Origin of the sequence: Winogradskyella sp. R77965 (genome assembly GCF_044594915.1) — a bacterium.
Taxonomy (GTDB): domain Bacteria; phylum Bacteroidota; class Bacteroidia; order Flavobacteriales; family Flavobacteriaceae; genus Winogradskyella.
On sequence record NZ_CP138990.1, the window covers coordinates 3,590,928 to 3,603,887 of the forward strand.

General features: G+C 33.1%; 6 protein-coding genes. All 6 read left to right on the forward strand.

What is annotated here, in order from left to right:
* Positions 1-13: 13 nt before the first annotated feature.
* The gene (locus tag SJY34_RS16080) at positions 14-4,084 is read left to right on the forward strand and encodes a two-component regulator propeller domain-containing protein (RefSeq protein WP_400077422.1); all 4,071 of its coding nucleotides are present in this window, start codon (positions 14-16) and stop codon (positions 4,082-4,084) included.
* Between the two features lie 338 nt (positions 4,085-4,422).
* A complete protein-coding gene (locus SJY34_RS16085; protein WP_400077424.1) occupies positions 4,423-7,449 on the forward strand; it encodes a SusC/RagA family TonB-linked outer membrane protein in 3,027 nt (1,008 codons plus the stop codon).
* A 24-nt stretch (positions 7,450-7,473) separates the two neighbouring features.
* Positions 7,474-9,003, forward strand: coding sequence for a RagB/SusD family nutrient uptake outer membrane protein (locus SJY34_RS16090; protein ID WP_400077426.1), 1,530 nt, complete (start codon positions 7,474-7,476; stop codon positions 9,001-9,003).
* A 309-nt stretch (positions 9,004-9,312) separates the two neighbouring features.
* Positions 9,313-10,488, forward strand: coding sequence for a glycoside hydrolase family 88 protein (locus SJY34_RS16095; RefSeq protein WP_400077428.1), 1,176 nt, complete (start codon positions 9,313-9,315; stop codon positions 10,486-10,488).
* 3 nt (positions 10,489-10,491) lie between these two features.
* A complete protein-coding gene (locus SJY34_RS16100) occupies positions 10,492-11,067 on the forward strand; it encodes a sugar-binding domain-containing protein (protein ID WP_400077430.1) in 576 nt (191 codons plus the stop codon).
* Positions 10,994-12,916 carry a glycoside hydrolase family 2 protein gene (locus SJY34_RS16105; protein WP_400077432.1) on the forward strand — a complete coding sequence of 641 codons (1,923 nt, stop codon included), beginning with the start codon at positions 10,994-10,996 and terminating at the stop codon, positions 12,914-12,916. The genes SJY34_RS16100 and SJY34_RS16105 overlap by 74 nt, the downstream gene beginning before the upstream one ends.
* Positions 12,917-12,960: the final 44 nt, after the last annotated feature.

A 12,960-nucleotide genomic window follows, 5' to 3' on the forward strand; every position in this document is an offset into this window, starting at 1 on the left:
TAAGGGTGATTTAATGTATAAATTTCAAATCTTATTACTTCTTTTTTGCCTTAGTCTTATAAGTTTTGCACAAACTCAAAACTATCCATTTACGCACATATCTACTACAGATGGATTATCTCAAAGTTCCGCCATTGCTATAGAACAAGACAATTTAGGTCAGATTTGGATTGGTACCAGAGATGGGCTAAATAAGTACGATGGTACAAAATTTACTGTTTATAGAAATTCGGTGGATAAGCCAAATTCCATTAGTAACAATGATATTTTATCCATAAAGCAAGATCGTGAAGGTTATATTTGGGTTGGCACCTACAATGGATTAAATAAATATAATCCTAAGACAAATACATTTACACGATACTTTCATAGTAATGACCAATCGTCTTTAATTAACAATACCATTTGGACTATAAAAGAATTGTCGAATGGTGCTATTTGGATAGGAACATCTAATGGATTTTCTATATATGATAAAGTCTCGGATTCTTTCAAAAATTTTTTAAATAAGATAAATGAAAATGATTTTTCAGGAAACCAAATTCTTTCTATCCTAGAGACCAAAAACCATTCAGTTTTCATAGGCACATCCAAAGGGCTAATCAAAGTTACGGATATTAATCAACTCAATTTTGAAGTTGTATCAAATACGGAAGAATTATACATTCAAGATATGGTTAAAAGTCCAAGTGGTAATTTACTGCTTGCCACAAGAAATAATAGTGTTATAGAGTGTAATATACATACAGAAGAAACAAGCAGTTATTTATCTCATGATAGCAACAGACGAAACAAAATTAACGCCAGACAATTGCAATATGATGATGATAAAAAACTTTGGATAGGTACTTATGGTGGTCTTATTATCGTAGACAAGAATAAAAAGGAAACTGTTTTAACAACAAGTATTAAGGACTCTAAAAGTCTAAGCAAAAATTCAATAAAGTCTATTTTTAAAGATAAAAAAGGCTCTATTTGGATAGGAACTTACTATGGAGGGATTAATGTTTGGGACGTGTCAAATAAAAATTTTGCAAATATTATTCAAAATCCCGACGGTTCTGGGTTAAGCTATAACGTCGTAAGCTCAATAGAAAATTATATAGACTATATATTCTTTGGTACTGAGGGAGGCGGAATATCAAGACTTAACAAAAATGATAACTCGTATAGTTATATCAATAAAAATAATTCACCAGAACTTTTAAACGATAATATAAAATCGCTGCATTTATCTAAAAACGATTATCTCTGGATAGGTACTTTTGATTCCGGACTTTCACTTTATAACCCCAAAACAAATAGGTTTAATACATCGGTAGTTTCACCAGAACTGATAGGCTATTTAAATGATGTGGGAATTTATGCCATAAAGCAAGATGCGAGCTCTAATATTTGGTTAGGTACATTTGGGAAAGGCTTGGTAAAGTATAACCTTGCTAATAAGACTTTTGAAACCTACAGTTTTAATGAAAATATATCAAATTCATTATCGAGTAATTTAGTCAGAACTATTGAGATAGATTCAAAAGAAAATATTTGGGTTGGTACAGAGCATGGATTAAATAAAGTAAATCCAAAAGGTCAAATTACAACCTATTTTTACAAAAAAAGTATTGAAGCAGGCGATGATATTTTATCAATTTATGAAGCCAATGATCAAGCAATTTGGGTCGGTACAAAAGCTAAAGGCTTATATAAGTTGGTAGAAGCTAAATTTCAATCGGTAGATTTAGTAGCTAATGAAACAGTTGTATCTTCTGTACATAGTATTCTTGAGGATAAAACAGATCATCTATGGCTTTCTACCAACCAAGGCTTAGTTAAATTTGATCCAGTTAATAATACAACTATTGTTTATGATCAAAAAGAAGGTCTAGTAAGTAATGAGTTTAATGACAATTCGAGTCTCAAAGTTGACAATTCTAAGTTGTATTTTGGTGGGCCATCTGGCGTAACATTTTTTAATCCTGAGCAACTTCAAATCAATAATTATGCACCACAAGTCATTATTACGGATTTTAAAATAAAGCAAAAATCTGTCGATTTAAATGATGAAGATTCTGTTTTAAAAGAAGCCATCACCTACACTAAAAATTTAGAGCTAGCATATAACCAAGGTAATTTTGATGTTTCATTTGCGGTGCCAAATTTTATTAACTCTAATAATAACAGATATAAATACAGATTAAAGGGTCTTGAGGAAGATTGGATTGAGACCACTAAAAATAATGCCTCTTATACCATACAAAATGCAGGTGAGTATATATTTGAAGTAAAAGGTGCTAATAGTGACGATATATGGAATGAAAATGCCACGCAATTAATTATAAGAGTGTCACCAGCACCTTGGAGGAGTTGGTGGGCATTTTTAATTTATGGACTACTTGTTTTAGGAGCTTTATATTATTTAATGCATATCCTAAAATCTAGAACAAAATTGCAAACACAATTAGAATTAGAACACTTAGAAATAGAGCGTACTAAGGAGACTAATAAGGCGAAATTAGAGTTTTTTACAAATGTTTCTCATGAGTTTAGAACTCCTCTGACTTTAATCACAGGACCGTTGCACCAGATACTTGAGGACTACAAAGGCAGTAGTAAGATGTATAAAAAATTAATGATTATAGAAAGTAGCGCTAATCAGCTATTGCAGCTTATTAATCGTTTAATGGATTTTAGAAAGTTTGAAAACAATTTATTAAAACTCGAATCCGCTGAAGGTAATTTTGTAAAGTTCTTAAAAGAAATCTATTTGTCTTTTACTGAGTATGCTAAAGATAGAGATTACAATTATAGTTTTGATACTACGGATGAAGAAATTCTTGTTTATTACGACCGCTATAAACTAGAGCGTGTTTTTTATAATTTAATATCAAATGCTTTTAGATATACGCCTCATGGTGGTACAATTGTAGTAAGGGTTAAAAAAGAAAATGAAAATATAATAATACAAGTTGAAGATTCTGGAGTTGGAATTTCAGAAGAAAATCACAAAAAGATTTTTGATAGATTTTTTGAAGTTGCTACAAATAATCAACCAGATAAGAATTACAACAAAGGAACAGGAATTGGATTGTCCATTGCCAAGAATATTGTCGATTTGCATAAAGGTAACATTAAGGTAAGAAATAATGAGGGTGGAAAAGGGTCTATTTTTTCAGTAGCGCTTCCTTTAGGTTGTGCTCATTTGAAAAAAGATGAAATAATTCAGGATTTTAAATTTAGTGATGATATCTCACAATATGTAAAACAGTTAGATGCTCCTAATTTTGTTTTAGAAGATGATATCACCGATTATCCAATTTCTGATGATAAGCAAACCATATTATTAGTTGAAGACCACAAACCACTCCGAAAGTTTATGCGAAGTATTTTAAAGGAGAATTATAATATTTTAGAAGCAGAGAATGGTAAGATAGCTTTGAAAATTGCGCAAAAAGAATCTCCAAATTTAATTGTTAGCGATGTTATTATGCCAGTAATGGTTGGTACAGAATTATGTTCTGCTATTAAGGAAGATATGAAGACAAGCCATATTCCTATTATTTTACTTACGTCGAGAACCTCCTTAATATATAAGTTAGAAGGTTTAGAAAGTGGTGCGGATGACTATATTAGCAAACCTTTTAATGTCAATGAGTTTAAATTACGCATTAAGAACTTATTAGAATCCGCATCTCGTTTAAAGCAAAAATATACTTCTGAAGATCCATTACAGCCTAATGAAATTATGGTCTCGTCCATTGATGAGAAACTTTATAAAAAGGCACTTCAAATAGTTGAGGATAATATTGGTAATGAGGAATTTGATATTCAGTATTTCTGCTCAGACTTAGGGGTTAGTAGAACCATGCTTTTTACAAAAGTTAAAGCTTGGACAAATTTTACTCCAAATGAATTTATAATGCATTTTAGAATGAAGCGTGCAGCGCAGATTCTTGAGCAAGGAAAAATTAATATTTCTGAAGTTAGTTATAAGGTTGGTTTTAGAAATCCGAAATACTTCAGTAAATGCTTTCAAAAGAAATTTGGTGAGACACCAACACAATACACCAATAGATTCTCTTCAGATTATTAATAGTTTGCTTATAACAGCCTAAAAGAACTGTTTTCTGGATGTTTTTACACCCTTTTTAGGATTTTTACATTTATGTTTTAAGTTAACTTTAAGAAGTGAAAAATAAGAGATCAAATACGTTTTACATGGAGGTAATATTAGCATCCGAAATAGTAACACTTGGTTTACTTATTATTTACTTTATTTAAAAAAAACACTATTAAATATGATAAAATGTCAAACTAACATAATTTTTAGTATATTTGGTAAACCAGTTTGGTTAACCAGTTATTAAATATCTAAAAACCAACAATTTAAATATTAATCACTAAATCAAAAACTAATTAAAAAACAATCTTATGCAAAAACAACTAAGAAAGACAAAGGTGAAATGGATATCACTTTCGATATTCTTTTTATTCGGCTTAGCAATGAATGCTCAGCAAACCATCACGGGTAAAGTTTCTAGTGGTCCAAATGGATTGCCTTTACCAGGTGCTAATATTCTGGTTAAAGGTACAGCCCAAGGTGCTACGTCAGATTTTGACGGAAATTATAGTATCGAAGTTGAAGATGGAACTGCAATATTAGTATTCAGTTATATAGGTTTTACTTCTAAGGAAGTGACTGTAGGAAGCCAATCCGTAATTAATGTGACTCTAGAAGAAGATGCCAGCCAATTAGACGAAATAGTTGTCGTTGGTTATGGTGCAGTAAAGAAAAGTGATGTAACTGGCGCTGTGTCGTCGGTAAAATCCAAAGAATTAAATGCCTTTCCTTTATTAAACGCAGAACAAGCGCTTCAAGGGCGAGCAGCTGGTGTGGTAGTTCAATCTAATAATGGTGGTGAGCCTGGTGCTCCAATCAATATTAGAATTAGGGGTAACACATCTATTAACGCAAGTAGTAGTCCTCTAATTGTGGTAGATGGCTTTGTTGGAGCCACTATGCCACTGCCTGCTGACATTGAATCTATGGAGATTTTAAAAGATGCGTCAGCAACTGCCATCTATGGGTCTAGAGGTTCAAATGGTGTAGTTTTAGTAACTACGAAAAAGGGTAGAATCGGTAAATTAACTGTTGAGATTAATTCAAATTATTCTACTCAAAATACTGCAAATGAACTAGACTTATTAAATGCAGACCAATTTGCAACGTACCAAACAGCTCTTAATCCAGGATATATACCAGGAAATGCTGAAACAGATTGGCAAGATTTGTTATATAGAGGTGGTGATGTTTCAAATCATCAGTTTTCTTTTTCTGGAGGTAGTGAGAATATTAACTTTTATGCTTCTACTAATTATTTTAAACAAAAAGGTGTTGTTATAAATTCTGAATTTGAAAGAATATCCTTCTTAGGAAATATCGATGCGCAAGTTACTGACAAGTTAAAATTAGGTTTGAATCTTTTCGGAAATAGAGGATCTCAAGATGGTGTACCAACACAATCAACAGGTGAAACAGCAAATGGAGGTGGAGATGATGTTATTTCATTGATGTTTAGATTTGCTCCAGATTTACCTATACAAGACGAAAATGGTATAAACACAATTAACTCTGTTGGAGATAATGTTGATAATCCATTTGCCATTGCAACTGAAGCTATAAATCAAACAAAAAATGATGTTTATAGAGCAAACTTGTATGCTAGTTATGATATTTTAGAAGGTCTTAATTTTAAAACTACTTTTGGCTACAGTACAAGAAATGAGACTTTCGGTCTTTTTAGACCATCTACATTAACTGAGACTGCTGGCCCTATTGGTGGTAGTGCTGCAATTGAGAGTTTTAAGAGAACAAATCTTTTAAGTGAGAATTATTTAACTTATAATAGAGAAATTGGAAAAGGAAATTTAACCGTGTTAGCAGGGTATTCTTATCAGAAGACAAATACTCAGAGATTTTCAGCAGGTGCTCAGGGGTTCACATCAGATTCATTTTCATTTAATAATTTAGGTGGTGGCGCAGTACCATTAATACCAACATCATCTTTTGTAGAATCTGAAATTCAATCACAATTCGGTAGAATAAATCTTGATTGGGATGATAAATATTTATTAACTGCAACAATTAGACGCGATGGTGCTTCTAACTTTGCGGCAAACGAGAAGTATGCTATTTTCCCATCCGGAGCGATTGGTTGGAAAATCTCTAATGAAGACTTTTTAAAAGACAATGATAAAATCTCAAACTTAAAGTTAAGAGCAAGTTATGGTTTAACGGGTAACCAAGCCATTGGTGCTTATGAGTCTTTAGCTCAGTTTAATAATATTTACGCAGTATTAAATGGGCAAACTGTAAATGCTGTAATTCCTGAGGTTGCAGCTAATCCTAACTTAAAATGGGAAACAAATTATCAAACAAACATTGGTTTAGATTTTGGTATGTTTAATAATAAGATATCACTTTCATTAGATTATTACAATATTGACACCAGAGACCTTATAATAAGACAAACATCTCAACCAGAATACTTTGGGATATTACCAAGCTTAGCAAATGTTGGTGAGATGAATAATAAAGGTTTTGAAATTAATTTAAATACAAGGAATATTAGTAACGAAAATTTTACTTGGACTACAGACTTTAATTGGTCTAGAAACAGAAATGAATTTGTTACTTTATTAGATGGTCAAGATATTTTCTTAGATGCATCACCAGGTTATTTTAATATAGACCGTACTCACATTTTAAGAGAAGGTGAAGCTGTAGGTGTTTTTTGGGGCTATGAATATCGAGGTGTTTATCAAGGTGGAGCTCTACCGGCCGGCACTGGTATTCTTCCAGGTGCAGAGGCAGGTGATCAATTATTTACTGACTTAGATGGTGATGGAGTGACTACACCAGGTGATGATCAAAAAATAATAGGGGATCCTAACCCAGATTGGACATTTGGTTTTACTAATAACTTTACGTACAAAAACTTTGATTTAAATATCTTTTTCCAAGGCGTTCAAGGCGGAGATATTATGAATCTTACGAATGTACAGTTATTTAATGGAGATTCTAACTCTACTACAGCTATACTAAACTCTTGGACACCTTCAAATACAGACACAAACATACCTCGTGCTAGATTAAGAGGAAAAGAGATTTCTTCTCGTTTTGTTGAGGATGGTAGTTATATTAGATTAAAAAATATTGCTATTGGTTACAATTTACCTATTGACGTAATAGAGAAGATAGGCTTGGAGAGCCTAAGAATATCGGTTAGTGCACAAAACTTGTTTACTATTACAGATTACTCTGGTTTGGACCCTGAAGTAAGTTATTTCGGAACTGGTGGTGAAGGGGGTTCAGAAAGTAATACAACTCAAGGCTTTGATTTCGGAAATTACCCGACAGTTAGGTCATTTAATTTTGGAGTTAACTTAAGATTTTAATAAATTTAAAGAAAAAATAGAAAAATGAAAACGTACAAAATTTTATTATTATTGATAGGAGTATCAATAATGGGATGCTCAGATTTAGAAGAAGAGCCATCAGGGTTGTTAGCGCCTGAAGGATTTTTTAGCAGTGTAGCTGATATACAAACTGCCGTGAATGGTGCTTATGGACATATGACCACTGAAGACTTCTGGGGAAGAAAAATGTCTTTACCTTTGATGTTACGAGGTGATATGGTCTCAATAGGTGATCCAACAACATCAACAAGAAGAATTGAGCATGAGGAATTTAATGTTCCAACTGATAATGGAATGATTTCGGGTTATTGGCAGAGAGTTTATCAAGTTATTGCTTCTGCAAATCAAGCCATCGCAGGTGCTGCATTGGTAAGTGCGCCAGATGAGCAGAAAAACCCAGTTGTGGCACAAGCTTATTTTGTAAGAGCTTTTGCTTATTTCCATTTAGTAAGACAGTTTGGAGCTATTCCTTATTTAGATGCACCAGTAACAGATGCAGGAGCAGCTGCTAGCATATCAAAAACGTCTGCTGAAGATGTTTACACAAATATTATTGCAGATTTAGAGTTTGCTAAAACTTGGTTGCCAAATACCCAAGCAGCGAGATCTATACCTGCTAAATCAGCAGCGCACTCATATTTAGCTTTAGTACATTTAACTATGGGTAATTATCAAAGTGCTTATGATGAAGCCAAAGGTGTTATTGATAATGAAGGAACTTATAACTTAGGTTTGGAAGCTGATTTTCAAGATTTATTTGATGCTACCACTATAGATGGATCTCAAGAACCAATATTTGCATTAGATTTTAACGGATTTAGTGATGGTGATACAGGTAGAGATTACCAAGCAGCATTAACTGGGCTTAGAAATGACGAACAATATGACCTTGGTGGTGGTTGGTCTGTTGCAGTGCCTTCTCTTGGAGTATACAACGCTTGGGATGGTAGAGATTACAGAAAAGCTGTTAGTTTAGATACTACTGGACTCTTCAATGGTGTTACCCAACCTTTCACAGTGTTTAAGGAAAGTGGTGCAAGTGGTAGAGGTGTAAATCGTCCACATATTGCAAAATACACACGTAATACAGGTGTAACTGCTACTGGAAACGGAAGAGCGTCTCAACAGAATTATTCTATGATACGTTATGCAGAGGTATTGTTAATTGCAGCAGAAGCATTGAACGAAGTGAGCCCAGGATCAACTGAGGCAGAAGGTTATGTAAATAGAGTTAGAGCTAGAGCTAGAAATAGTAATGGTGTAACTTCAGGTTTATTTCCTGCAGACATATCTGGTTTATCTCAAAGCGATTTCAGAGATATGGTATTAGAAGAACGTAAGTGGGAACTTGCTTTTGAATTTAAAAGATGGTATGACATCGCGAGAAGAAGAATTGGACCAGAGGTATTTGGTGCATCAGGTTTAGAAGGTGCTAAACCTGGTTTCTCTGAGGATCAAGATTATTTATATCCATTACCTGCTGATGAGTTAGAAAGAAATCCAAATTTAATGCCGAATAACCCAGGTTATTAAGCTCTGTTTTATTCAATAAGAGAGTAAATATCCATTTTAAATATAAAAAATCGGTTCTTTTAATAGAACCGATTTTTTTTTAAAATAGATAAAGAAACTCTATGTTCTGAAATATAAAGTATTACTTAAGGTGAAATAGTACTTAGGATATTTATATACCCTAATTTGTACTTATACTTTAATCCTTTTTAGTAGCTTTAATTTTCAAAACAATCGATGTGGTAATGATAATATTGAAGATTCAATGATTTTCAATAATTAAGTTATCGAGCTGTTTTTGGTCTAATCTCTAAGATTTTATATGTAATTATGAATAAAAATATCCTTATACTAATATTCGCTTTTACACTAATGATAAGTTGTAAAAATGAGACAAATTCTAATAGTGAAGATTCAGAATCAATAGATACGAGATTAGAAGAGCGTTACAAAAAAATGGTTTCTTATGCCTTAGATTCTACATCGTTTCCTAGAAGTGTAAATTTAAAAACTAATACCATAAAAAAGGTACCTTCTAAGGATTGGACAAGCGGCTTTTTTGCTGGTAATCTTTGGCAGATTTATGAGCTAACAGGGGATGAAACTTATAAAAACCAGGCCAAAAAATGGACAGCTTTTATTGAGAAAGAAAAGTTTAATGACCGTACCCATGATATGGGCTTTAAGGTTTTTAATAGTTTTGGAAAAGGTCTTAAAATTGAAGACAACCAAGTCTATAAAGATATTATCGTAAAAAGTGCTCAAACGTTAATTACGAGATATAATGATACGGTTGGAAGCATTAGGTCATGGGATTTTAATAAAAAGCGGTGGGACTTCCCCGTTATTATTGATAACATGATGAATTTAGAATTGCTGTTTGAAGCAACAAAGATTTCAGGCGATAGTGTATTTCATAACATAGCGATTAAACATGCTAATACAACCTTAAAAAACCACTTTAGACCTAATAATAGCACATGGCATGTCTTAGACTATAATCCTGAAAATGGAGATATAAGAATGCGTGTTACTCATCAAGGTATTAATGACGATTCATCTTGGGCAAGAGGGCAAGGATGGGCTATTTATGGATTTACAATGGCTTATAGATATACGAAAGATGATAAGTATTTAAACCAAGCGATGGCAACGGCATCCTTCTTTTTAAATCATAAAAATCTCCCAGAAGATGGTATTCCGTATTGGGATTTTGATGCTCCAAATATTCCAAACGAACCAAGAGATGTTTCTGCTGGTGTCATTGTTGCATCTGCACTTGCAGAATTATATGGTTATACAGGTGATGAGGTATACTTAAATTACAGTAAAAAGGTAATACAAACATTAAAGTCTACTGACTATATTTTATCTGATGAGATTGAAGTTCCATTTGTTTTAGATCATAGCTCTGGTGATTGGTCTAAAAGATCAGAAATGGATGAACCAATAGTTTACGGTGACTATTATTTTTTAGAAACATTACTAAGATTAAAAGCTTTATAATAAATGATACTAAGATTTGCAATTTTTAAATTCGTAACGCTATGTAGTTTTATTCTTTTGTTGTTTTCTTGTGAAAATACAACTGAAAACAAAAATCAAGAACGGAGTAAAACAAACATTAATAATGACTGGTTGTATTTAGAAAATAATACAGAAAATCTAAGTGATGCATTAGATCAGGACGATTGGCAAAATATAAACTTACCTCACACATGGAATGCATTAGATGCAACCGATTTAGAACCAGGTTATAGACGATCTGGAAGTTGGTATAAAAAGAAATTAGATATACCTTCAATAGTTTCAGGTCAAATCTATCAACTGTATTTTGAAGGTGTTAATATTACATCTGAAGTTTATGTCAATGGCAAAAAAGTAGGAAATCATATTGGCGGATATATTGGTTTTACTATTGATATAACAGATGCCATTTCAAGCGGAACGAATGAAATTTTAGTGCGTGCAGATAATGGCTATAATCCAGAAGTTATTCCGTCTCAAAAAAGTGACTTTTTTATTTTTGGAGGTATTACCAGAAGATGTTTGGTTAGAAACTTTACCATCGAAGCATTTATCTAATTTAAAAATTACGACACCAAATGTTTCAAACGAAAGCTCCGACTTACTAGCCACTTTGGATATTAGTAATTCAAATAATGATTCAAAGGTTAAAGCAATATTAATCGATTCAGATGGAAAAGAAGTACAGTCCCAAACATATGATGCTGCTGATCCAAAACTAGAAATAAGTTTCAATGAATTAAAGAATATTAAACTTTGGGATACCGATAATCCAAATCTCTACACGCTTAATGTGCAACTTATAGAGAATGATAAAGTACTAGATGAACTTTCAGATAGAGTAGGTTTTAGATGGTTTGAGTTTAAAGATCACGGGGCATTTTATCTCAATGGTAAGCGTTTGTTGTTAAGAGGAACTCACAGGCACGAAGAACATGCTGGAGTTGGTGCAGCAATGAGCAATGAGCAGCACAGAGCAGATATGGAACTCATTAAAGATATGGGAACCAATTTTGTTCGCTTAGCGCATTATCCTCAAGATCCTGAAGTTTATAAAGCCTGTGATGAACTTGGCTTATTAGTTTGGGATGAGTTGCCTTGGTGTCGCGGTGGATTGGGAAATGATACATGGAAGAAAAATACAAAAGGCATGCTCAAGGAAATTATTGAGCAAAATTATAATCATCCAAGCATTATTTTCTGGTCTTTAGGAAATGAAATTTATTGGCTACCAGATTTTGAAAATGGAGATAATCGAGACAACATCAATGTTTATTTGAAAGAATTGAATGACTATGCGCATCAATTAGATCCAACTCGTAAAACGGCAATTAGAAAGTATTACGAAGGTGCAGATATAGTGGATGTGTTTTCGCCTTCAATATGGTCTGGTTGGTATTCTGGTAGTTATAAGAGTTATCAAAAGGCCATAGATCAGTACAAAGCAGAGTATCCTCATTTTATACATACAGAGTATGGAGGCTCTAGCCATTTAGGGCGTCATACTGAGAATCCTATTACTGGTGAAGGTAAAATACAAGCTGATGGTTGGGAGGAAGCTATTATACAAACTGATGTGGCCAATATTGCTCAAATAGGGGATTGGAGCGAGAATTATATTGTAGATTTATTTGATTGGCATTTACGTATTTCTGAAAATGACTCTGCTTTTATAGGCAATGCGCAGTGGGCTTTCAAAGATTTTGGTACGCCATTGAGGCCAGAAAACGCGATTCCTTATATGAATCAAAAAGGTTTGGTAGATAGAGACAATAACCCAAAAGATGCGTTTTATGTATTTAAAAGTTATTGGAATACAACAGATCCTTTTACTTATATTGAATCTCATACTTGGACTGAGCGACAAGGTCCAAAGGGTTTAGCTCGAGATATTAGTGTTTATAGTAACTGTCCTGAAGTAGAATTATTTTTAAATGGTAAAAGTCTAGGGACTAAAAGACGAGACACTAAGGCATTTCCAGCCGCAGGATTAAATTGGTCACTCAACTTCAAAGAAGGTAAAAATACTTTGGTTTCAGTAGGAAAAACAGATGATGGCAAAGAGGTAAAAGATGAGTTAGACGTTAGCTATCGTTTTACAAAAAATCAGAAAGCAAAGGGTCTTAAACTAGATTATAAAAAACTCGAAAACGGAAACTATCTAATTACGGCAACTGCTGTAGATAGTAAAGGCATGCGATGTTTAGATTACGAGAATAGAGTTTATTTTCAATGTCTTTCTGGTGGTGAAACGTTCAAAAGCTTAGGAACTCCGACAGGTAGTGAGTCTATTGAAATGGCTAATGGAAAAGCCTCCATTGAAGTAAAACGAATAGGCACAGATCAGCCTCTAAAAATGATGGTGTTAAATCAGAGTTTTAAAGGTACATATTTAACAATAGAGTAGTTTACTAGTAATTTGATTATAAATCTTCAAATGAAAGTATATCT